Origin of the sequence: Streptococcus suis (assembly GCA_022354845.1) — a bacterium.
Classification (GTDB): domain Bacteria; phylum Bacillota; class Bacilli; order Lactobacillales; family Streptococcaceae; genus Streptococcus; species Streptococcus suis_AA.
Genome location: CP031970.1, coordinates 587,102 through 609,134, shown reverse-complemented (window position 1 = coordinate 609,134; position 22,033 = coordinate 587,102). Strand labels below are relative to the sequence as shown.

Sequence of the window (22,033 nt, the reverse complement as noted above, 5' to 3'; positions counted from 1 at the left end):
AATAGTTATCTGAAAACAAAGTTTTCTTCATGCGTATATCATGAAAAAAGGCTAGACTAATCACGTCTAGCGCTCTTATTATTTGTCAATCCGCAACTCATTCTTCAAAATATTGCCGCAAGGTTCCACAAATTTCTTTTTCATCTATTTTCGTTAGTTGATATTCTTTCTGTAAAAAGGAAAGAATTTGGTGTCCATATCGTTTTGTATAGACCCTGTTATCTAAAACCAATACAATCGATTCTTGAGTTGACTGTCGATTGGTCCTTCCAATAGCCTGTTTTAATTTGATCATCATCATTGGCAAGTTATAATCGTAAAAAGGATTCTTCCCTTCATTTCTCAAATGATCATTAATTTTCTGGACAAAACGATCCTTCGGATTTTCAAAAGGTAACCGAGTGATTACTTGAATCAATTGATTATGGCTTGAAAAGTCTACACCCTCCCAGAACATTCCTGTTCCAAGCAAGAGTTGACATTCTCCACGCTCAAATTTTCGTTTTAATGTTATTTCCTGACCATGTTTATGTTGAGCCAAATGAGGAAGATCGTACTGATCTAGTAAATCAGAAACCTGTAACAATAAAGAAATGGAGGTAAATAAAACCAAGATTGGTTTACCCAGCTCTGCCATTTCAACTAAATGACGCGCCAGATAATCAGCGTGCTCGACTTTTGACAATTTTATGATGTCTGGAAGATTCATTGGAAAAATAATTTCTTGATTTTCCACTTTTTTGGTTGGCAATAAATCCATTGTAGCCTGTTCAAAGCCCAATAGGTCAGATAGATTTACCTGATTGCTGATAACCAAGGTAGCACTAATACAAAAGATCTTGGACTTTGGTAAGAGACTTGCTACATTTAGCAAGCTATCCTTAGCTCCTCTCAAATAAGCAACACGCTTTTCCTCTAACACCTTTTCTTCCAGCCAAAATGCATCATAATCATCCAAAAACTGCGCTAATTCACGCAAATCACTATCCTGTAATTCAGTCAAATTTTGACGAACCTGCGCTAGTTCCTCTTTATGAATTTCTCGGTAACCACTCTGTCGAAAACGAGTCAAAAAATGACTGAGTTCAAACTGACTCGATTCAAACAAGCGCTGTTCCAATATCGAATCAGCCTTGTCCTTTTTGCTTTGCAAGAGCTGTAAAGTAACTCCCAATTCTTGTGAATCAGTCGCTAAGTTTTCAGCAGCCAGTAGAAATTTCTGCGCCTCGTCAATCACCACGATACGGTGAGCCATGAGAGGATCTTGATCCTTGAGATGATGAAGGAAATAGGCATGATTCGTGATGAGCAATCGACATGACTGTGCTTGTTGATTCAGTCTTCTCCAAAAATCCCACTCCCAAAACAAACTCTCGGAATCTATTGTTCCATCATGGCTAATTTCGTCAAAATAAGCCTGATAACGCTGTTTTTGCTTCAACTCATCTAAGTCACCTGAATGAGTTTCAGTCAGCCAAACCAGCACTTGCATTTTGAATAAATTGACAAGTCGATTGCTTTCCTTTTTTTGCAAAGATTTCCAAAATTTATCCAAATCTATAAAATGCTTTGGGGATTTTATAGAGACGATTGGGATATGAAATATTTCTTGTAATTTACAACCTTCATTTTCTATGATTTGCTCTTGGAGGAGTTTCGTTGGAACAGTCACTAATAATGGCTGATCTGTTTTGGCAAGAAGAGGAAGCAGATAGCCATAAGTCTTCCCTAGTCCTGCTTGTGCCTGAATAAAATGCACACTTTCTTGATCATCCAATCGTTTTTCAACAACTGTTGCAAAAGCTGTTTGGTTTTTCCGTTCGTGCAAGCCTAGTAGAGCGATGTTGGTCAAAAAATCTTCGGACAGATGATAAGCCTGCTTTGTTTCAAGTGGTCTTTTAAGTACCAATCCATGAACTACCTCGAAACTTTCTGACAGATTATCTGACAAATATGGAACCATCTCATCAATAACCAATCGACTCTCAAAAAGCAACTGATCAGCTAAGAGCAAGAGATTCTCCACCATGAAAGTGGGGAGACTTTTAATTTTCTCTTGAATTTTGATGAGCAATCGAGCGGTTGCCAAGGCATCAGAAATGGCCGTATGAGCCTGTTCTAAACCCAAATCCAAATATTCCGCCAAATTCCCCAGACTATATTTATCAAAGGTTGGAAAGAAAAGTTGGGATAACTCAACCGTATCTACCCTTGGAGACAACAAATCATAGCCCTCAAAAAAGAGAGCCTCAGCCAACAAGTTTGCATCAAATTTAACATTATGAGCTACAAAAATTGCATCACCAATCAGCTCATAGATTTGTCCAGCAACTTGTCCAAAGTCAGGTGCAATGGCCAACTGCTGGTCCGTAATCCCTGTTAAATTTTTTATATGGTCATCTAATAATTCATAGGGATTAATATCTGTGGAATAGGTCTCTACTATTTCCCTATTTTCAACGATAACAATCCCGATTTGAATAATTTTTGCATCAATACCAGTCCCCGTAGCTTCCAAATCTACTACTGCGTATCGATTGCTTGTACTAGTTATATCCATAATGACATTATAGCATATTCCATTTATAGGCAAAAGCTCCAAACAAAATCCATGAAGAATACCATTTTTTTTGTTACACTAATACCGTCTTTGATTTTGTATAGACTAATATGAATGAAAATTAGGGGAGCGAACATGAAAATCCATAAAACAATCAATCCAGTGGCCGTCCAAAATACCTATTATCTTGAAAGTGATACCCATCTGATTGTAGTAGATCCTGGTAGCGATTGGAACAAGATTCATGATAAGATTGAACAAATTGGAAAACCAATTACTGCAATACTCTTAACCCATACTCATTACGATCATATTATGAGTTTGGACATTCTACGTGAAACCTACCACTTTCCACCAGTATATGTTGCAGAAAGTGAAGCTAGCTGGCTTTACACACCAGAAATGAACCTGTCCGGACTACCTCGTCATGACGATATGGAAAATGTCATTTGCAAACCCGCAGAACAAATCTTTCAGTTTGAAAAAGAATACAAATTTGATGGATTTCATTTTATAGTGGTTCCCACACCTGGCCATTCGATTGGTGGTGTATCCTTCATCTTCCCTGAAGAAGAATGCGTGATTACAGGTGATGCCCTATTTCGTGAATCCATTGGTCGGACAGACCTTCCTACAAGTAATTTTGAAGACTTGATTTATGGAATCCAAAATAATTTATTTACTCTGCCAAATCACTATACTGTTTACCCTGGTCATGGACAAAATACGACCATTGCCCATGAAAAAAATTTCAACCCATTTTTTAAGCGATAAAAAAATCCTGAGAAGCAATTTCTCGGGATTTTTTCTAAATTTAAATCTTTAAATAACGGTTCATTGAAATGAGAGAGCCTAAAGAACCTATGAGAATTCCGATAACGAATAAAGTACCAATCATAGCTGGAATGAACATATTTAAGCTAATTAAAGAAAGATCTTGACTAGCTAAACTAGTGTTTACAGAAGTATAAATTAACTTATATAAGAAATATACAATTACAGATGGGATAACGGCTCCTAGCAAACCGACCCATGCACCTTCCCATAAAAAAGGGCCACGAATGTAACTATTTTTTGCCCCCACTAAACGCATGATTTGAATTTCACGACTACGTGAAATAATCGTAATACGAATCGTATTCGAAATTAGGAAGACAGCGGTGAATAATAACAGTCCTGTTGCAGCTAAGCCCCATGTACGAACCATATCAGCCAATTTAAAGATTCGTTCTGTTTCCACTTCACCATCACGTACTTCAGTTACACCATCAATTTTTGCAATTTCAGCAGCGACTGATTTAACATACTGAGGTTCCGTCGTATCAATAACATAAGCATCATAAAGTGGATTAGCATCCCCTTGGAACAAGTTCCACGTTTCACCTAAGGTTTCCGTTAGTTTTTTCAACTGGTCATCTTTACTTGAATATGTTACAGTTTCGACATTTTTAAGTGCTGTAATTTTATTGTATACTGTCTTGTAATCTGGATTAGCAACTGTTTGTCCCTCATCATTTACAATCGTTTCAGCTTGATCAGTAGAATTTGCACGAAGATAGACATTTATACGAACATTTTGCTCCAAATCAGAAGCAAGTTTAGCTGTATTTAAAATGACAGAAGCAAACAGTCCCACTAAAGTAAGGGTAATGGTTACGGAAGAAATAGCGGCAATCGTCATCCAACCATTTCGTTTTAGGCTTTTCAATGACTCAATAAAGTGTCTAAAAAATCGATTATTCATCGTATCCGTACGCTCCTTCTACTTCATCACGTACCACATGACCATCTTCGATAGCTATAACACGGTGACGAAGTGTGTTTACGATTTGGCTATTATGTGTCGCCATTAAAATCGTTGTCCCTTGTAAGTTAATTCTTTCTAAAAGATTCATTATCTCCCATGAGTTTTCGGGATCCAAGTTACCAGTTGGTTCATCAGCAATCAATACCTTAGGATTATTTACAATTGCACGTGCAATTGCAATCCGTTGTTGCTCACCACCCGAAAGTTCATTTGGAAATGAACGAATCTTATGCTTCAAACCAACCAAATCCAATACTTCCATCACACGCTTTTTGATATTACGAGGTTTTTCCCCGATTACCTCCATTGCATAAGCAATATTTTCAAAAACTGTTTTTTTAGGTAGAAGTTTATAATCTTGGAAGACAACCCCCACACTACGACGTAAAAGAGGGACATCCCTTTTCTTAATCGTAGCTAAATCAAATTTACCAACTTTAAGACTCCCTTTGTCAAGCTTTTCCTCACGATACAAAAGTTTGATAAAAGTCGACTTACCAGCACCAGAAGGACCCACAATGTATGCGAATTCTCCTGCTTCAACACTGACCGACACACCACGTAGGGCTGTCGTTCCGTTACCATATTTCTTGGTAACATCCTTCATTTCTATTATTCCCATAGGATCTCCTGTCTTAGACAGACCTTTCTTTAGATTTGAGAACCAGTATTCACTGTTCAGCACTTCCATCTAAGTCTAGTTTTTCAGCTACTTATAGTTCGTTATTTTCAAAATACAGTCAGCATTCTCTCAAAAAACTTCCTTGATTAGCTGAAAACCTACCTCTTAAATATAAGAACTTTACTTGTAAATACAAATTCTTAGCTAATTCGCCATTTTAAATATGCGTCTATAAAGCCGTCCAAGTCACCGTCCATCACTTTGTCAACTTGAGCCACTTCATAACCAGTACGATGATCTTTTACCATTGTATAGGGGGTAAAGACATAGGAACGAATCTGACTTCCCCAAGTAATTTCTTTCTTATCACCCTTGAGTGAATCCACTTCGGCCGCCTTCTTCTCCTGCTCCAATTGATACAATTTAGCCTGCAAGAGTTTCATTGCGCGGTCTCGGTTCCCATATTGGGTACGGTCAACAGTTGACTGTGTGACAATACCTGTTGGAATGTGAGTTAATCGAACACCTGTTGAAACCTTATTGACGTTCTGACCACCTGCACCACCTGAACGGAAGGTATCCATTTTCACTTCATCATCTCGGATTTCAATTTCAATGGTATCATCCAATTCTGGCATCACCTCTACAGATGTAAAAGAAGTATGCCGACGCTTTGCCGAGTCAAATGGCGAGATACGTACCAAACGGTGAACTCCCATTTCTGACTTCAGCAAACCATATGCATTGGGACCGGTAAAGCTAAGGGTTACAGATTTAATACCTGCCTCATCACCAGCTTGATAATCCAATGTTTCTACGGTAAAACCTTTGGCATTTCCATAACGCTGATACATCCGTAAGAGCATTTCTCCCCAGTCTTGTGCCTCAGTCCCACCAGAGCCTGGATGAATTTCCAAAATCGCATTATTGTGGTCGTAGGGTTCTGACAACAATAGGGTCATCTCATAAGCAGTCATGGCTTTGTCCAATTCTGCCAACTTTTCAACTAGTTCATCCCGAACAGACTCATCTTCCACAAGAAAGTCTAGCAAAATTTCAGATTCATCATATAAATCCAACATCTGATGGAAATTTCCATAGGTATTTTTTAATTCATTCAACTCCTGAGACGTCTTCTGGGCTGCCAAATTATCATTCCAGAAGTCTGGCTCCGTCATCTTATTCTCAAGAATAGCAATCTCTTCTTCTAAACCTTCTAAGTCAAAGAGACCCCCTAAAAGAAGTTAATTTTTTGCCAAGTTCTTCAATCTTTTGGCGAAATTCTGCTGTTTCCATATACACCTCATTTTGATTCATAATCTTTATTATATCACATTTGCAAGTCCTTGACCATGTTGAGAAAGGCTGCTTGCTCCGCTAATACTTCGTCATTATCTGACGAAAGTCCTGCGATAAAAGCAATCATCTCTTCATTAGGTTGTTTCACTAACTGTCCCAGAGCCCAGATTGCCGTCGCCATGTGGATTGGATTTTGCTTCTTATCAATAATTTCTAGGAGTTTGGGAATAGCAGAGCGATCATTACTATTGGCCAAGGCTATGATGGCATTGCGCTGGAGAATGTTTTTCCCCCGCCAAGAGCCAGCAATCATGCCAAATTTTTCCTTAAATTGTCCATTTGATAACTCTAAGAACGGAATTAACTCCGGCTCGGCCAAATCTGGATCGATTTCTACAACAGGTGGACTTGAAATTCCCTTGTTGTAAGGACAACAAATCTGGCAGATATCACAACCATAGATGACCGTCTTGATTTTCTTACGAAACTCCAAGTCCATCATCCCCTTATCCTGGGTCTGAAAGGACAGACAGCGACGGGCATTCATGGTCGTGTCACCTAATAGACAAGACGTCGGACATGCTGCAACACAGCGATTGCAGTCACCGCAATCGTAATCTACTGGTTGATCTGGTTCGATGTCAAGGTTGGTCACTAATTCCCCTAGAAACATATAGGAACCAAATTCCTTAGAAATGACCAGCCCATTCTTACCGATAAAGCCAATTCCTGCACGACGAGCGACCGCTGTATCCACCAAAGCTCCTGTATCTACCATAGCCTTGTATTCCAAACCATCCGTTAGTTTCTCAATTCCCCGTGCCAAACGTTCCATCTTATCTTGCAAGATATAGTGGTAATCAAGTCCCCATGAATTAGGGGTAATCTTCCCACGTTTGTATGCAGTTTTCTGGGGCTTGGTAGACAGATGGCGTGGATAAGCAACGGCTATAGAAATAATCGTCTTAGCAGACTCCAAAGAGAGTTTAGGACGAATCCTTTCTTCAATGTTCTTATGTTCAAAACCTGACGAACGCCCTTCCTCTTGACTGGCTCGTAAAGATTTCTCTAGGTAATCAAAATCATCTGCAGTCGTAAAACCAATCTTCGAGATTCCGATTTCCTTAGATAATTTAATAACCTCTTCTTTTATATTCATTATCTTCATTTTAGCAAACCACAGACATATTTGGCAAGACTTACAGAGTTAAATAAGTTATTAATATGACAAAAACAGTTGCCGACAAACAAAGGATATTTACACGTGAATAAGCCTTTTCTCTCCAGATACTTGTCAATACATACATAATATTAATCCCTATAGCACCACCAAATCCATTAGCTAATAAATCAGTAATGTCAGCAATTCCCAATAAAAAAACAAACTGCCACACTTCAAACACAAGACTAACCAATAAGATTATGCCTAGATTTGTAAACCAAGACGCCTTTCTAAAGAGCATCTCCATATACATACCAAATGGAATAAAACTGATTACATTGAATAGTATTTCTGGATAATTTAATACACCATTATAAACGGCTGTGCCTGCTAATGGGATGAGGTTCAGACTTCCACTTTCATAACGCCCATACAAAACGGAAAGGTCCATTTTGTAAACAATCACCCACGTAAGCAAAAGGAGGTAGGTAATAAATAAAAATAGACTCATCTTTTTATCCTTCATAGCACCTCTCCTCACGGACATATTTTATCATTATACCATAAAATTAAGCTAAAAAAATGTCACTTCTATGACAAAACACAAGACATGTTACATCACCTTTACAGTTGTGTGCATATGTAAAGAAGGAAGGTTTCTTCAAACTCTCCTTTCATTCCCATTATGAAAAAGTCTTATTGTTGTACTGAAAAGTCTTATATTGATGGATTTGCAACATCAATCGTTCAAAATTCGCTTGCTTACAAGCCCGCATAATAAAGAAACAATCAATAAATTTCCACAAGTACAAACCAATAAAAAATAAGAAACCTATCAAAATAAATAGCGTTACAAACGAAATGATAAATGTGATTAATTTTGCAAACCCCAGTCCCTTATTTCCAGCATAAAACCGATCCACTCCAAATTCACCGAAAAAAATAGCTAAAATAAGAGCAACTAGAGGCTGACGCATTTCAACCATCATGAGAGCATTTAAGGCTCCTTCGTCCAAATCTTCCAACTCCTGTTGAAGAATCAGCAACTTATCTGAAGGTAAATAACTACTTTTACTAAAAACATACTGCTGAAGATCATTCATATACTTTCTCACCTCATAAAAATTATAGCAGTTTCTTTCTTCTCAAACAAGCATTGAAAGGACAACCATTCCAGAATATATTTGCATGTTTTTTTCATTTTTTGCTATAATGAAACTGGATTACAAGGAGGTTCATATGAGAGTTATTATTGATTATCCAAAACCTATCAAACAACTATCCTCCCAAAAACTTCCACTTCTGGTAGATGGAAAAATTGCTGGGACAGTTACTCAAGGTAAAATTCTAAGCTTACCAATTACACAAGCGTCTGTTTCACTAAGCGTTCGAGGGGATAAAAAGTCAGCCATTCAAGTTAAAGAAGGCGATAGGGTTCAAATAGTGGAAAACAGCAAATACTTCACTCTCTACTATTTGAGTCTGGCAATCCTTCCAATTGTCTTTCTATTTGACTTACCAACTCTTGTCAAAACCATCCTCCTCATACTAGCACTAGCCATTACTTTGTTAGGACAACTAATCTTTCCAAAATACATTATCCGTAGAGAAAAAAGCTCAGACCACTAAATCTGAGCTTTTTCAAATGATATAGTCTTCAGTTTGCTTTTAGTACAAGGCAACGAGTCACAGGCTGTACTGAAGTACGGCAAGGCGAGTTAACGAAGTAATAAAAGATAAGCTGAATAACTATATTAGATAGCTTTTTCATCCAATCCCATCTTACGTTGAACAAATTTAACAATCTCTACAATAACAATCATAAGGCCTGAACCAATGATTGCTACTAACCATTGTGTCACACTTAGATGTGTCACATGGAAGAATGTATTAAATCCTGGAATGACAATCGTTGCCATTAGTAGCAAGAAGGCTGCCACGATAGACCAGTTAAAGAGTCTGTTTTTAAATGGTCCAACTGTGAAGATTGATTGATACACTGATTTCACGTTAAATGCATGCACCAATTGAATCAAACCAAGAGTCAAGTAAGACAAAGTCAACGCATCTGCATGGATTTCTTCATATGTGCTATGTTCAGGGAAAAGTAGCGCAAAACCATATACACCTAAAACTAACGCAGTTTGAAGAATTCCTTGGTAAATAATAGAACTCATAACACCGCCTGAGAAGAAACTTGAGTTACGTCCACGAGGCTTGTGTTGCATCACACCAGGTTCAGCTGGTTCAACACCAAGGGCAATAGCTGGAAGAGTATCCGTTACCAAGTTAATCCATAACAGGTGAACTGGATCAAGTACATCCCAACCAAAGAGAGTTGCAAGGAAAATACACAATACTTCTGCAGTATTTGCTGACAAAAGGTACTGAATTGTCTTTTGAATATTTGAGAAGACCTTACGTCCTTCTTCAACCGCTACGATGATAGTAGCAAAGTTGTCATCTGCAAGAACCATATCAGATGCACCTTTAGAAACTTCTGTACCCGTAATACCCATCCCAATACCGATATCAGCAGTCTTAAGAGATGGCGCATCATTCACACCATCACCAGTCATAGCAACGACCTTGCCTTCGTTTTGCCATGCTTTTACAATACGAACCTTGTGTTCTGGGGAAACACGAGCATAAACTGAATATTGTTTGAAAACTTTTTGGAATTCTTCATCTGTCAACTCATTGAGCTCAGCACCTGTGAATACATAGTCTTCAGTATCATTTGGATCAATAATACCAAGACGTCTCGCAATTGCTTCAGCAGTATCTTGGTGGTCACCAGTAATCATGATTGGACGGATGCCAGCTTCCTTAGCAACACGGACTGCTTCAGCCGCTTCAGGACGCTCAGGGTCAATCATACCAACCAAGCCTGAGAAGACAAGATCATTTTCAACAATGTCTGATTCCATAGTAGGCACATCATCTACATACTTGTAAGCCATCATCAAGACACGAAGTGCTTGTTTAGCCAAGTCCTTGTTAGTCGCAAGAATAGCCTTTTTATCTGCATCTGTGATTGGACGGATTGTTCCATTTTCTTCGATTTGCGTTACACGTTTCAATAACTGGTCTGGAGCACCTTTGACAGCTACAAAGAAATTACCTGCAGCTTGTTGGTGAACTGTTGACATCAACTTACGTGTTGAGTCAAATGGTAATTCTGCCACACGAGGCTCAGAAACCAATACTTCACGAACGTCAAAGTTTTGATCCAAACCAAATTGAACAAGTGCCGTTTCAGTTGGATCACCAATCAATTTGCCTGTTGGGTCAACTTTTGTATCGTTGGCAAAGTTCATAACACGAAGCGTTGTATTGCTTGCATCCAAAGCTTCTTTAGCATCAATCAATTGACCGTTTGTATAGACTTTCTCAACAGTCATTTGGTTCATGGTCAATGTACCAGTCTTATCTGATGCAATGATTTCAGTTGAACCAAGAGTCTCAACGGCTGGCAATTTACGAATGATAGAGTTCCGTTTAGCCAATACTTGAGTACCAAGTGAAAGGACAACTGTTACAATGGCAGGCAAACCTTCAGGAATGGCTGCAACCGCAAGGGCAACAGATGTCATAAGGGCTTGCATGATTCCTTCACCACGTACAAAAACTGAAACAGCCATAGTAATGGCAGCAATTGCAAGAACGGCATAGGTCAATACCTTGGACAATTGGTTCAGATTTTGTTTCAACGGTGTGTCTGTTTCATCAGCGTTAGCCAGCATTCCGGCGATGTGACCAACTTCAGTATACATACCAGTATTCGTTACAACACCCAAACCACGACCATAGGTAACGTTTGAGTTTTGGTAGGCCATATTAACACGGTCACCGATCGGTGCATCTTCTGCTAGAACTGCTGATAAATCTTTATCAACCGGTACAGATTCACCTGTAAGAGCTGCCTCTTCAATTTTGAGGGAGTTAGCTTCCAACAAACGCATATCAGCTGGGACAACATCACCTGCTTCAAGCAAAACGATGTCCCCTGGTACTAAGTCTTTAGAATCCACTTCGACTACATGGTTGTCACGAAGCGCACGCGCCACTGGACTTGACATGTTTTTCAGCGCTTCAATGGCCGCCTCTGCTTGACCTTCTTGATAAACACCAAAAGCAGCGTTCAAAACAACTACGGCCAAGATGATGATGGCATCCGTCAAACCGTGAGAGCCTTCTGTAATCACCGTCAAGATAGATGCAGCAATCAAAATAATAATCATCAAGTCTTTGAACTGATCTAAGAATTTAGCTAGAAGGGTACGCTTTTCACCCTCTTCCAATTCGTTACGACCATAGTCTGCTAGACGTTTGCTTGCCTCATCACTAGACAAACCGTCTAAAGAAGACCCCATGCTTGACAATACTTGCTCTTCGCTCTGTGTATAAAACAAATCGCGTTTTTGTTCTTTTGACAATTTCCTTCTCCTTCTCGGTCCCTTTTTTACTAACAAATAAAAAAAGAGACCTGTTTAATGAGAACCTCTCTTCACAGCTCGTCACCTCTATCTAAGGCTAGTTTTCCGTCGCTCATCGTTAGTTTTTTTAGAAATACAGTCAGTATTCCTTCAAAAAAACTGCCTTGATAGACAAAAAACTATCTCTTATCTAAAAATACCTTACTTGCGAAGACAGGTTCTAAAACAAGTCTCGCTATTTAATATATTGCCGGAAACAAGTCGGATTGACGACAATATCACGGATGAATCCGCTAGCTACTCCCTCGATTTGATTTCTATTATACCAAAAATCCTCAGGAATTCAAGAAATATTTTCTTAAAAAAATAGAATCATATGACAATTTTTCCCGACTTATTTCCATGAAATCGCCATATCATAGGAAGCAAACCGCTGTTGATTTTCCAATCCCATTAAATCATATTGCAGACGCAAGTGTTGTTCCGAGCGATTCAGTTGATAATTTTTAGTATTGGTTACAAAATGCTGAATCCCCATCGGTGTGGGAATGGTCACAATAGCCTCTTTGTTAGAAATAAATCGCATGATAGACTTAGGAGTTGAAAAACGTGTCATGACAAGTTCCTCGTCATCACATTTGATAACAACTTTTTCTGCCTCGTCATTTACGAAAACTAGATAAAGATGCCCATCTTTTTCCTTAACTTCTACTTGAAATCGCTGATCAATGATTTCAACCTGTCCATCTAAATCAATTTCATTTTGTAATCGAATATGCATGTGTTCCTCCTACTCTTTATTTATTCTTGGAACAAAGGACGAGCGCAATAATGTAAATCCTGTATAGGAAGCAATGAAAACTACCAAAATTTTCAAATGGTTTATATCTAAATTTGACAGGAAAAAGGCTGCTGTCAGAACACCTAATACCCCACCGACGATAATCCCAGGTACACCAGGCCAATTGACTCGACCAGATTGGATAAACTGCTTGGCACCAGCTGTCATAATCATAGCAGCATTAAGCATCATAACAGGAAGAGCAACAGCGGGACTGATTCCCATCAATGAGAAGAAGATTAATTCCGGTGCATAGTTCCCAAGTCCCATACTCATCAACATCCCTACCATGAAGTCAAAGACCATCCCAAGTGCTAATTTCAACCCTGTTAAGCCCCTCACTTCATTTGTCAGGTCCGCACCCGGATTGGTTAACATACGATAAACCATGAAACCTGCTGCAAGCACAAGTAAAATCCCCAAAATCCGTTGTACCTTCTGAGTATTCCAGGTCTGAGTAACCTTTGCCCCAACAAACGCTCCAGTAAAAGCTGCCGCTGCCATTGCAATAAGTGTCACAATGTCAACCTCGACAATTGTTATAAAAAGCAAGGCTTCTACTAAGACTGGGATAATATGAGCTGTTGTCATCGTGGCTGGAATTCTTCGGTCATCCTCCACCAACTTTGTTAGCTTAAACATGGTTGTAGTCGTCGCAAATGTACCAATCCCCAAGGTGTCTAGCAGATCTGTGACATACCCAATGCCAAATCCTGTCCAAAATTTTTCAGTTAGAGAAATCTTATGTTTTTTTGCATAAGATAAAATGGTAAAGAGCATCCAAATAATCAAACCGATAATGAGTATTTGGATGGCCCATAATATTAATTGATATTTCATTCCTCCATTATACTGAAAAAAGAAGACTTGGTACATAACAATATCCTTGTGTTTTAGAAAAATAAGGAAAATATTAGCTTTTTCTGCTATAATGAAAGTATGATTGAAAAAGTATTTCGTGACCCCGTTCACAACTATGTTCACGTCGAGCAAGAACTTATTTATCATCTGATTAATACAAAAGAATTTCAACGACTACGACGCATCAAGCAGTTAGGAACAACTTCCTATACCTTCCATGGTGGTGAGCATAGTCGCTTTTCACATTGTCTCGGTGCCTATGAAATTGCCAGAAGAATCACTCAAAAATTTGAAGATAAATACCCAGATACTTGGGATTCAAATGAATCACTTTTGACCATGATTGCGGCTCTATTACATGACGTTGGTCATGGTGCTTATTCTCATACCTTTGAGCGCCTATTTGATACTGACCATGAGGAAATGACGTGCACTATCATAACTAGCCCTGAAACTGAAATCAATGCATTACTGAAGCAAGTATCCCCTGATTTTCCAGAAAGAGTAGCTAGTGTGATTAACCATACTTACCCAAATAAACAGGTCGTTCAATTGATTTCTAGTCAAATTGACGTTGACCGCATGGATTATCTGCTACGAGATTCATATTTTACAGGTGCCAGCTACGGTGAATTTGACCTGACTAGAATATTGCGTGTTATTCGTCCTACAGAAAATGGCATTGCCTTTAAAGAATCTGGTATGCATGCGGTTGAGGATTACGTACTCAGTCGATACCAAATGTATATGCAAGTCTATTTCCATCCAGCTAGTCGCTCAATGGAGGTTTTGTTACAAAACTTACTCAATCGGGCAAAACTTCTGTATACTAGCGAGCAAGACTTCTTTGCGCGCACTTCCCCTCGCCTCTTGCCATTCTTTGAACATCGTATTCGTCTAACAGACTATCTCGCACTTGATGATGGCGTGATGAACACCTATTTTCAGTCTTGGATAGATGGCCCTGACCGTATTTTATCTGATTTAGCACAACGATATATCAATCGAAAGGTATTTAAATCTATTACATTTAAGAGCAATCAAGAAAATCAGTTGGATATTCTACGAAGTATTGTCGCTGAAGTAGGTTTTGATCCAGAATACTATACCGCAATCCACCATAATTTTGATTTGCCTTATGATATATACAGACCAAATGCCGAAAAGAAACGAACACAAATTGAAATCTATCGTAAAGACGAAAGTTTGGTAGAGCTTTCTACTCTATCACCAATTGTCCACTCCCTATCTGGGACTATCCATGGCGACAGCCGATTTTATTTCCCAAAAGAAATGTTAGTGGATACAGGTATATTTGCCGAACAAAATGCTACTTTCCTTAGCTATATACATAATGATCATTTTAACATAGGAGACCTTTCTTCATGAGTATTAAACTTGTTGCTATCGATATTGATGGTACTCTTTTAAATAGCCAACGCCAAATTACGACCGAAGTGCATGCAGCCATTCAAGAGGCCAAAAAAGCGGGTGTAAAAATTGTTATTGCTACAGGCCGCCCTATTTCTGGAGTCCGTGCCATCTTGGAAGAGCTCAACTTAACAGACACTGGTGACTATGTCATCACCTTTAATGGGGGACTGGTACAGGATGCCGCAACTGGTGAAGATATTGTAAAAGATACATTAAGCTATGATGACTATTTAGATATTGAATTGGTTGCTCGTAAATTTAACCTTCCCATGCATGCAAGTACAAAAGAAGGAATCTACACGGCCAACCGCAATATCGGAAAATACACTATCTACGAATCAACACTTGTAAGTGCTCCTATTTTCTACCGCACTCCTGAAGAAATGGTTGGTAAAGAGATTATCAAGACAATGATGGTAGACGAACCTGAAATCCTTGACGCTGCTATCCCACTACTTCCAACTAGTTTGACGGAGAAGTACAATGTGGCAAAATCAGCACCATTTTATTTGGAAATCACCCCTAAAACTGTTAACAAGGGACAAGCTATCATTCATCTAGCGGAGAAACTTGGTTTAACTATGGATCAAACGATGGCTATTGGTGATCAAGAAAATGATCGTCCAATGTTGGAGGTTGTTGGAAATCCAGTAGTCATGGAAAATGGTAATCCTGAACTGAAGAAAATCGCCAAGTATATCACCAAGTCAAACGATGAAGACGGTGTCGCATATGCATTAAGAGAATGGGTTCTAAAATAGTCTTGACTCTCATCTCTTTATCTCATAAATTAGAATTTTAAAACTATGATTTTATAAGTGGTTACGGCTACTCATAGGGCGTTAATAAAATCCTCCAAAAACCTTGAAAATAAAAAATTTATTGCAATGTGTTCGCCTTATCCCTTTATATGATTTCACACAAGTTTGCTCTTTCCTCGACTGCTTATAAGGGCAAAATCAAGGGAAAGAAAATCTCATAACATGATATAACAAAGTGTAGCAATCGGAAATCTGTGACATATGTGCGAATATATTATAATGGAGGATTTTTTATGGACAAGTATATTTATGATGAAAGCAACGGTTTGTGGTATGAATTGCAGGGAGATTATTATATTCCTTGCCTTACTTTGCCAGTCGAAAAAGAACATAAGCCTATCAGCTTATGGGGACACCGGCACAAACGCTATTTACAGGAACATAAACGGGCAGTTTACACCACGCTACTCACAAGTGGAAAATTGAACTGTTATCTTGCTGATATTGACGAACAGGCAATAGAAATGATGTTCCGATTGATTGAACAAATGGCTGATAAGGAGGGTGTGACAGAACAACTCAAAGCAGGAAACTCGATGTTGTGGGTTGGAAGAATGAACGAGATATAAGCAAGGGCAAGAGAAATCGTCAATATGAAAATTATTTACACCTAAAATAAAGGCGGCAGTGATTTCTTTCTGTCGCCTTTATTTGTAAAATTGTATTGAGTTATGTCGTATTACAAAGTTGATATTCTTTGTTTAAGCGAATAAAATATATATAATCTGTAATAAGGGGCATTATACTTGAATATAATTCGAGAGTATCCTGTTCTTAAAAATTCAAAAAATATTGCACAGAAGGCTGAAAGCAAACAAAAAACAGATTAGAAGAACTGAAAATGAATAAATTTTGAAATTTGTAAAAATCCCCCTGCGTAACATATTGCTTATGACGCTGCGTAATGAAATAAGATAGTGATGAAAGGAGGTGGAGGCTATGTCAAAATATACAACTGGAGAAATTGCAAAGCTATGCGGTATATCTGTCAGAACGGTACAGTATTATGATACCCGTAACATTCTAACACCCAGCGAGTTAACAGAAGGCGGAAGGAGACTTTATTCAGAAGAGGATTTAAAGCGGATGAAGATTATCTGCTTTCTTCGTGCTGCTGGTATTTCAATAAACAGCATAGGAGAATTGTTGTCTGAACATGACCCTAGTAGTGTTATTTCCGTTTTGCTTGAACAACAAGAAAATATTCTGAAAGAAGAAATGCATGAAAGACAAGCAAAACTTGAAATGCTCAACGGTATTAAACAAGAATTAAAAACCATAGAAAATTTCTCCATTGAATCTATTGGTGATATAGCTTATGCGATGGAAAATAAAAAGAAAATGAGGAAACTGCATGCTACCTTGTTGATTACAGGTCTTCCTATTAACATAATCCAATGGACATCTATTATTCTTTGGATAATTACAGGAATTTGGTGGCCGTTTGCTCTTTATGTTTTGGTAGCCATCCTGTATGGAATTTGGGTCACTAAATTCTATTTCAAAAAAGTAGCATATATCTGTCCGCAATGCCATGAGGTTTTTAAGCCGAAGCTAAAGGAGGCTATTTTTGCAAGGCATACTCCTACTCTTAGAAACCTGACATGTACTTGCTGTGGGTATAAAGGCTTGTGTGTGGAAACCTATGGAGAGGAGGAAAAAGAATGAGTGAATTTATGGAATTACTTCCGTTTTTGCTTCCGTTAGCAATCGCAGAAATTGTTTTGTTGGGTTATACAATCTATCACATTTTAACCCATAAGAACTATAAAAGAGGCAATCGTACTTTGTGGCTTATTGTTGTGATTATTGGTATGCAGTTTATCGGACCAATTCTCTATTTCTTGCTTGGCAAGGAGGAATAAGATGAATGTACTAACAATACAAAACCTAATTAAGAGTTTTGGCAGTAAAAAAGTGCTTTGCAGACTTGAATTATCTGTTCAGGAACACAGCATTTTTGGGTTTATCGGTAAAAACGGAGCTGGAAAAACGACAACAATGAAAGCAATCCTTGGTCTTACAAAATGTGATAGTGGTGCGATCTATGTTATGGGAGAAAAAGTGCATTTTGGACAGACTAACACCAATAGGTATATCGGCTATTTGCCTGATGTTCCAGAGTTTTATTCCTATATGACAGCGACAGAATATTTAACTCTCTGCGGTAATTTATGTGGAATGGATAAAGCAGATATTGTAGCGAGAAGTACTGAGTTGTTGAAACTAGTTGGTCTTGGTCAGGAAAAACAGCGTATAAAAGGATTTTCAAGAGGAATGAAACAACGCTTGGGAATTGCACAAGCACTCCTAAATCGTCCAAAACTTTTAATCTGCGATGAACCGACATCAGCACTTGATCCAGCAGGGCGCAAGGAGATTTTAGATATACTTCTTGCAGCTAAAGAACAGACGACAATACTTTTTTCCACGCATATTCTTTCTGATGTAGAGCGTATCTGCACTGAGGTAGCTTTTTTGAACAACGGAAAAATTACTATGCAAGGAACTATTGCAGAACTACGAAACAAGCAATCATGTGGCGGATTTATTATTGAAATAGAGAAAAAAGAAGTTGCTAATATGCTTGCAGAGGCATTTAATGAACTTCAACATGCAGAGGAAAATGCGCTCATTTTTCAGGGAGACGATAATCGTTTTTTTGATATGATGCAATATATTTCTGAAAACAGAATCCCTATACAAAAAATTGAACGATTAGAGCCTACGCTTGAAACTCTGTTTTTGGAGGTGACAAAATGAAATCTCTGTTAGCTCTTATGAGAAAAGAATATATGGAAGCTACACGAACAGGTAAAATTATGATTATTATATTACTATTTGTACTGTTCGGTATTATGAGTCCTGCGGTTGCGAAGCTAACACCATGGATGATGAAAATGTTATCTGACTCAATGTCAGAAAGTGGGTTGATTGTCACAAATATTCAAGTGACTGCTTTGACTTCATGGACACAATTTTTTAAGAACATTCCGATTGCGCTGATTGCGTTTGTACTTATATTTAGCGATATATTTACTAAAGAATATAAATCTGGAACATTATTACTTGTGCTGACAAAAGGCTTGTCACGATATAAAGTTGTGCTTGCAAAAACTGTGCTGTTGCTGTCAATTTGGACAGTTGGATATGGGATATGTTTTACCATTACTTATGGATACAATGAGTATTTTTGGGATAACAGTATTGCGATTAACTTATTTTTTTCAGCAACTATGTGGTGGATGTTTGGCGTGTGGGTTATATGCCTTATTACTCTATTTTCATCATTGTTGAAGAATAACACAAGCGTTTCTTTGTGTATCGGAGGGACGGTACTATTAGCATATTTATTGAGTGTCCTACCTAAAGAAAAGTGGTATTCTCCTACTTTATTAATGAATAGCAACTCACTTTTGATGGGCGTAGAGGAAATAGACGCATATATAAAAGCTATAGTTATCACTGTTTTCTTGTGTATAGTATGCGTTGCTTTAAGTATTCCGATTATAAACAAGAGGCAGATTTAAGTATGTGTAGAAGTAAATGGATACTTTGCCCTGTCTGCGGCAATAAAACCCGTACTATGATACGAGAAAATACCGAGATGAAAAACTTTCCTCTCTACTGTCCGAAGTGCAGGAAAGAAACACTCATCAATGTTAAGGATATGAAAATCACGCTTGCAGTCATTAAGTGATTATGTGCAGGACAGCGAGAAAAAAGCTGGAGGGATTGGAGGATTTCCACTTCCATATGCTCAGACACACTTATACAAGCAATCTGCTTTCAAACGGTGCAGCACCTAAAGATGTGCAGGAACTTATCGCACACGCTGATGTAAGTACTACAATGAACATTTACGCTCACGCTACAAGGGAAGCGAAGCGTACTTCTGCAAGACTGCTGCTGGATAAGGTAATCGGCGGAAAATACATAGGGTTTGAACATTTAACAGGCGATATGCCTTGAAAATACAGGGTTTATAGAGGACTGAATAGATAAATTAGAATTTTAAAAGGACTTAGATTTTCAAATCTAAAGTCCTTTTTCATATATTAGAAGTTCAACAAAGCCAAGAAGCTTTCTGCTTCGAGTGATGCACCACCTACAAGGGCACCGTCAACGTCTGGACAAGCCATATACTCAGCAACATTTTCAGGTTTTACTGAACCGCCGTATTGAACACGTACTTTGTCAGCAACTTCTTGACCAAAGTCAGCTGCAACAACATCGCGAACTGCTTTACACATTGTTTGCGCATCATCTTGAGTAGCTGATTTACCAGTACCGATTGCCCAGATTGGTTCGTAAGCAATTACCAATGAAGCGACTTGCTCAGCTGACAAACCTTTCAAAGCTGCAGAAACTTGAGCTCCTACGAATTCAACTGCTTTACCAGCTTCGTAAGTTTCAAGAGATTCACCACAACAGATGATTGGAGTCAATCCATTACGGAAAATTGCATGGGCTTTCTTGTTAATATCTTCGTCTGTTTCATGGAAGTAATCACGACGTTCAGAGTGACCGATAACAACATAGTTAACGCCCATTTCAGCTAATACTTTTGGAGAAGTTTCACCAGTGAAGGCACCTGCATCTTCAAAGTAGCAGTTTTGAGCAGCAACTTTCAATTCAGAATCTTTAGCAAACCACAAGAGAGCGTTCAAATCTACAGCTGGAGCTGCGATAGCTGCTTCAATTTTATCGCCTGCAGGCAATTTTCCTGCAATCGCCTCAACGAAAGCTTGTGCTTCTTGAGGGTTTTTATTCATTTTCCAGTTACCGGCAATGATTGGTTTACGTGACATTACACATACCTCTTCTTTTTTATTTTACAAGGTTCATTATAGCATAAACTCAGCGAAGATTAAAGAATTTCTGTGTATTTTATGAATACTTACAGAAAAACTCTCTACCACCTGGTAGAGAGTTACAATTTTTGTTGTCTGACAAATAATTGTTAAATCTGGGAACTCAATCGAATTAAGCTTCGATTTCTGTAACCATACCTGAACCAACAGTACGTCCACCTTCACGGATAGAGAAAGTAGTACCTTGTTCAACGGCGATTGGGTGGATCAATTCAACGTCGATAGTAACGTTATCACCAGGCATTACCATTTCAATACCTTCTGGCAATTTGATTGAACCAGTTACGTCAGTTGTACGGAAGTAGAACTGTGGACGGTAGTTGTCGAAGAATGGAGTGTGACGTCCACCTTCTTCTTTAGTAAGGATGTAAACTTCACCTTTAAATTTAGAGTGTGGGTTGATTGAACCTGGTTTAGAGATAACTTGACCACGTTCGATTTCATCACGTTGTACACCACGAAGAAGCACACCAACGTTATCGCCGGCAAGACCTTCGTCAAGTTGTTTACGGAACATTTCAACACCAGTAACAATTGCTTTAGATTTTTCTTCTTTAAGACCAACGATTTCAATTTCGTCGTTAACACGAACTGTACCACGGTCGATACGTCCTGATGCTACAGTACCACGACCAGTGATTGAGAATACGTCTTCGACTGGAAGCAACAATGGTTTGTCAGTGTCGCGTTCTGGTTCTGGAATGTACTCATCAACAGTGTTCATCAATTCCATAACGATGTCTTCGTACTTAGTGTCACCTTCAAGGGCTTTAAGAGCTGAACCTTGGATAACTGGAAGATCATCACCTGGGAAATCGTATTCTGAAAGAAGGTCACGGATTTCCATTTCAACCAATTCAAGCAATTCTTCATCGTCAACCAAGTCAATTTTGTTCATGAAGACGATAAGGTGTTTAACACCAACCTGACGTGAAAGAAGGATGTGCTCACGAGTTTGTGGCATTGGACCGTCAGTTGAAGCTACTACAAGGATCGCACCGTCCATTTGGGCAGCACCAGTGATCATGTTTTTAACGTAGTCCGCGTGTCCTGGAGCGTCGATGTGAGCATAGTGACGTTTTTCAGTTTCGTACTCAACGTGTGAAGTGTTGATAGTGATACCACGTTCACGTTCTTCTGGAGCAGCATCGATAGACGCATAATCTTTAGGTGTGTTTACTGATGAAGGCAAGCGACGTGCCAATACAGTTGTGATAGCTGCAGTCAAAGTAGTTTTACCGTGGTCAACGTGTCCAATTGTACCAATGTTAACGTGGGGTTTACTACGATCGTATTTTTCTTTTGCCATTTTG

Annotated in this window: 23 protein-coding genes; 11 read left to right on the top strand and 12 right to left on the bottom strand. The window is 38.6% G+C overall.

Annotation, left to right across the window (positions count from 1 at the left end):
• Positions 1–97: 97 nt before the first annotated feature.
• Positions 98–2,560: a bifunctional DnaQ family exonuclease/ATP-dependent helicase gene (locus tag D2A30_03255; protein ID ULL20681.1), complete on the bottom strand. Its 2,463-nt coding sequence runs from the start codon at positions 2,558–2,560 to the stop codon at positions 98–100.
• A gap of 135 nt (positions 2,561–2,695) precedes the next feature.
• On the opposite strand from D2A30_03255, the gene D2A30_03250 reads away from it, so the two are divergent.
• Positions 2,696–3,334 (top strand): MBL fold metallo-hydrolase, encoded by a 639-nt coding sequence (locus tag D2A30_03250; protein ID ULL20680.1) that lies wholly within the window; start codon positions 2,696–2,698, stop codon positions 3,332–3,334.
• Between the two features lie 40 nt (positions 3,335–3,374).
• Here the strand turns inward: D2A30_03250 and D2A30_03245 are convergent, their stop codons facing one another.
• The 6 genes from D2A30_03245 to D2A30_03220 form a co-directional block, all read right to left on the bottom strand.
• Positions 3,375–4,304 (bottom strand): ABC transporter permease, encoded by a 930-nt coding sequence (locus D2A30_03245; GenBank protein ULL20679.1) that lies wholly within the window; start codon positions 4,302–4,304, stop codon positions 3,375–3,377.
• A complete protein-coding gene (ftsE, locus tag D2A30_03240; protein ULL20678.1) occupies positions 4,297–4,989 on the bottom strand; it encodes a cell division ATP-binding protein FtsE in 693 nt (230 codons plus the stop codon). Before ftsE ends, D2A30_03245 begins: the two co-directional genes overlap by 8 nt.
• Positions 4,990–5,189: 200 nt before the next feature.
• Positions 5,190–6,285 (bottom strand): peptide chain release factor 2 gene (prfB, locus tag D2A30_03235; protein ULL20677.1). Its coding sequence is split into 2 segments (ribosomal slippage): positions 5,190–6,212 and positions 6,214–6,285, totalling 1,095 coding nucleotides; the frame shifts between segments, so codons are not numbered across the junction.
• 34 nt (positions 6,286–6,319) lie between these two features.
• On the bottom strand, positions 6,320–7,447 hold the full coding sequence (gene queG / locus D2A30_03230) for a tRNA epoxyqueuosine(34) reductase QueG (GenBank protein ID ULL20676.1): 1,128 nt from the start codon (positions 7,445–7,447) through the stop codon (positions 6,320–6,322).
• 40 nt (positions 7,448–7,487) lie between these two features.
• On the bottom strand, positions 7,488–7,976 hold the full coding sequence (locus tag D2A30_03225) for a VanZ family protein (protein ULL20675.1): 489 nt from the start codon (positions 7,974–7,976) through the stop codon (positions 7,488–7,490).
• Positions 7,977–8,133: 157 nt separating this feature from the next.
• A complete protein-coding gene (locus tag D2A30_03220; protein ID ULL20674.1) occupies positions 8,134–8,553 on the bottom strand; it encodes a TM2 domain-containing protein in 420 nt (139 codons plus the stop codon).
• A gap of 136 nt (positions 8,554–8,689) precedes the next feature.
• Here D2A30_03220 and D2A30_03215 point away from each other — a divergent pair, with 136 nt between their 5' ends.
• The gene (locus D2A30_03215) at positions 8,690–9,079 is read left to right on the top strand and encodes a hypothetical protein (GenBank protein ID ULL20673.1); all 390 of its coding nucleotides are present in this window, start codon (positions 8,690–8,692) and stop codon (positions 9,077–9,079) included.
• 125 nt (positions 9,080–9,204) lie between these two features.
• Here D2A30_03215 and D2A30_03210 read toward each other — a convergent pair whose 3' ends face one another.
• From D2A30_03210 to D2A30_03200, 3 genes are all read right to left on the bottom strand, one after another.
• Positions 9,205–11,889 (bottom strand): cation-translocating P-type ATPase, encoded by a 2,685-nt coding sequence (locus tag D2A30_03210; protein ID ULL20672.1) that lies wholly within the window; start codon positions 11,887–11,889, stop codon positions 9,205–9,207.
• A 394-nt stretch (positions 11,890–12,283) separates the two neighbouring features.
• The gene (locus tag D2A30_03205) at positions 12,284–12,670 is read right to left on the bottom strand and encodes a DUF1934 domain-containing protein (protein ULL20671.1); all 387 of its coding nucleotides are present in this window, start codon (positions 12,668–12,670) and stop codon (positions 12,284–12,286) included.
• A gap of 9 nt (positions 12,671–12,679) precedes the next feature.
• Positions 12,680–13,570, bottom strand: coding sequence for a sulfite exporter TauE/SafE family protein (locus tag D2A30_03200; protein ULL21979.1), 891 nt, complete (start codon positions 13,568–13,570; stop codon positions 12,680–12,682).
• A gap of 99 nt (positions 13,571–13,669) precedes the next feature.
• Here D2A30_03200 and D2A30_03195 point away from each other — a divergent pair, with 99 nt between their 5' ends.
• From D2A30_03195 to D2A30_03155, 9 genes are all read left to right on the top strand, one after another.
• Complete coding sequence (locus tag D2A30_03195; protein ID ULL20670.1) at positions 13,670–14,980, top strand: HD domain-containing protein; 1,311 nt, start codon at positions 13,670–13,672, stop codon at positions 14,978–14,980.
• Positions 14,977–15,786 (top strand): sugar-phosphatase, encoded by an 810-nt coding sequence (locus D2A30_03190; GenBank protein ID ULL20669.1) that lies wholly within the window; start codon positions 14,977–14,979, stop codon positions 15,784–15,786. The genes D2A30_03195 and D2A30_03190 overlap by 4 nt, the downstream gene beginning before the upstream one ends.
• A 293-nt stretch (positions 15,787–16,079) precedes the next feature.
• A complete protein-coding gene (locus D2A30_03185; protein ULL20668.1) occupies positions 16,080–16,415 on the top strand; it encodes a TnpV protein in 336 nt (111 codons plus the stop codon).
• A gap of 370 nt (positions 16,416–16,785) precedes the next feature.
• A complete protein-coding gene (locus D2A30_03180; GenBank protein ULL20667.1) occupies positions 16,786–17,514 on the top strand; it encodes a MerR family transcriptional regulator in 729 nt (242 codons plus the stop codon).
• Positions 17,511–17,711: a hypothetical protein gene (locus D2A30_03175; protein ULL20666.1), complete on the top strand. Its 201-nt coding sequence runs from the start codon at positions 17,511–17,513 to the stop codon at positions 17,709–17,711. The genes D2A30_03180 and D2A30_03175 overlap by 4 nt, the downstream gene beginning before the upstream one ends.
• A gap of 1 nt (position 17,712) precedes the next feature.
• Positions 17,713–18,609 (top strand): ABC transporter ATP-binding protein, encoded by an 897-nt coding sequence (locus D2A30_03170; GenBank protein ID ULL20665.1) that lies wholly within the window; start codon positions 17,713–17,715, stop codon positions 18,607–18,609.
• Positions 18,606–19,376, top strand: a complete 771-nt coding sequence (locus D2A30_03165) for an ABC transporter permease (protein ID ULL20664.1) — start codon at positions 18,606–18,608, stop codon at positions 19,374–19,376. The genes D2A30_03170 and D2A30_03165 overlap by 4 nt, the downstream gene beginning before the upstream one ends.
• Positions 19,377–19,378: 2 nt before the next feature.
• Positions 19,379–19,546, top strand: a complete 168-nt coding sequence (locus D2A30_03160) for a conjugal transfer protein (GenBank protein ULL20663.1) — start codon at positions 19,379–19,381, stop codon at positions 19,544–19,546.
• A gap of 2 nt (positions 19,547–19,548) precedes the next feature.
• Positions 19,549–19,818, top strand: a complete 270-nt coding sequence (locus tag D2A30_03155; GenBank protein ULL20662.1) for a recombinase — start codon at positions 19,549–19,551, stop codon at positions 19,816–19,818.
• An 86-nt stretch (positions 19,819–19,904) separates the two neighbouring features.
• On the opposite strand, the gene D2A30_03150 is transcribed toward D2A30_03155, so the two are convergent.
• Positions 19,905–20,657: a triose-phosphate isomerase gene (locus tag D2A30_03150; GenBank protein ID ULL20661.1), complete on the bottom strand. Its 753-nt coding sequence runs from the start codon at positions 20,655–20,657 to the stop codon at positions 19,905–19,907.
• A 175-nt stretch (positions 20,658–20,832) separates the two neighbouring features.
• Positions 20,833–22,029, bottom strand: a complete 1,197-nt coding sequence (gene tuf, locus D2A30_03145; protein ULL20660.1) for an elongation factor Tu — start codon at positions 22,027–22,029, stop codon at positions 20,833–20,835.
• Between the last annotated feature and the right edge of the window lie 4 nt (positions 22,030–22,033).

Bases quoted from the DNA above. Each gene is read 5' to 3' on its own strand.
- D2A30_03255 (ULL20681.1), bottom strand. From the start codon at position 2,560: ATGGATATAACTAGTACAAGCAATCGATACGCAGTAGTAGATTTGGAA.
- D2A30_03250 (ULL20680.1), top strand. From the start codon at position 2,696: ATGAAAATCCATAAAACAATCAATCCAGTGGCCGTCCAAAATACCTAT.
- D2A30_03245 (ULL20679.1), bottom strand. From the start codon at position 4,304: ATGAATAATCGATTTTTTAGACACTTTATTGAGTCATTGAAAAGCCTA.
- ftsE (ULL20678.1), bottom strand. From the start codon at position 4,989: ATGGGAATAATAGAAATGAAGGATGTTACCAAGAAATATGGTAACGGA.
- queG (ULL20676.1), bottom strand. From the start codon at position 7,447: ATGAATATAAAAGAAGAGGTTATTAAATTATCTAAGGAAATCGGAATC.
- D2A30_03225 (ULL20675.1), bottom strand. From the start codon at position 7,976: ATGAAGGATAAAAAGATGAGTCTATTTTTATTTATTACCTACCTCCTT.
- D2A30_03220 (ULL20674.1), bottom strand. From the start codon at position 8,553: ATGAATGATCTTCAGCAGTATGTTTTTAGTAAAAGTAGTTATTTACCT.
- D2A30_03215 (ULL20673.1), top strand. From the start codon at position 8,690: ATGAGAGTTATTATTGATTATCCAAAACCTATCAAACAACTATCCTCC.
- D2A30_03205 (ULL20671.1), bottom strand. From the start codon at position 12,670: ATGCATATTCGATTACAAAATGAAATTGATTTAGATGGACAGGTTGAA.
- D2A30_03200 (ULL21979.1), bottom strand. From the start codon at position 13,570: ATGAAATATCAATTAATATTATGGGCCATCCAAATACTCATTATCGGT.
- D2A30_03195 (ULL20670.1), top strand. From the start codon at position 13,670: ATGATTGAAAAAGTATTTCGTGACCCCGTTCACAACTATGTTCACGTC.
- D2A30_03190 (ULL20669.1), top strand. From the start codon at position 14,977: ATGAGTATTAAACTTGTTGCTATCGATATTGATGGTACTCTTTTAAAT.
- D2A30_03185 (ULL20668.1), top strand. From the start codon at position 16,080: ATGGACAAGTATATTTATGATGAAAGCAACGGTTTGTGGTATGAATTG.
- D2A30_03180 (ULL20667.1), top strand. From the start codon at position 16,786: ATGTCAAAATATACAACTGGAGAAATTGCAAAGCTATGCGGTATATCT.
- D2A30_03175 (ULL20666.1), top strand. From the start codon at position 17,511: ATGAGTGAATTTATGGAATTACTTCCGTTTTTGCTTCCGTTAGCAATC.
- D2A30_03170 (ULL20665.1), top strand. From the start codon at position 17,713: ATGAATGTACTAACAATACAAAACCTAATTAAGAGTTTTGGCAGTAAA.
- D2A30_03165 (ULL20664.1), top strand. From the start codon at position 18,606: ATGAAATCTCTGTTAGCTCTTATGAGAAAAGAATATATGGAAGCTACA.
- D2A30_03160 (ULL20663.1), top strand. From the start codon at position 19,379: ATGTGTAGAAGTAAATGGATACTTTGCCCTGTCTGCGGCAATAAAACC.
- D2A30_03155 (ULL20662.1), top strand. From the start codon at position 19,549: ATGTGCAGGACAGCGAGAAAAAAGCTGGAGGGATTGGAGGATTTCCAC.
- D2A30_03150 (ULL20661.1), bottom strand. From the start codon at position 20,657: ATGTCACGTAAACCAATCATTGCCGGTAACTGGAAAATGAATAAAAAC.
- tuf (ULL20660.1), bottom strand. From the start codon at position 22,029: ATGGCAAAAGAAAAATACGATCGTAGTAAACCCCACGTTAACATTGGT.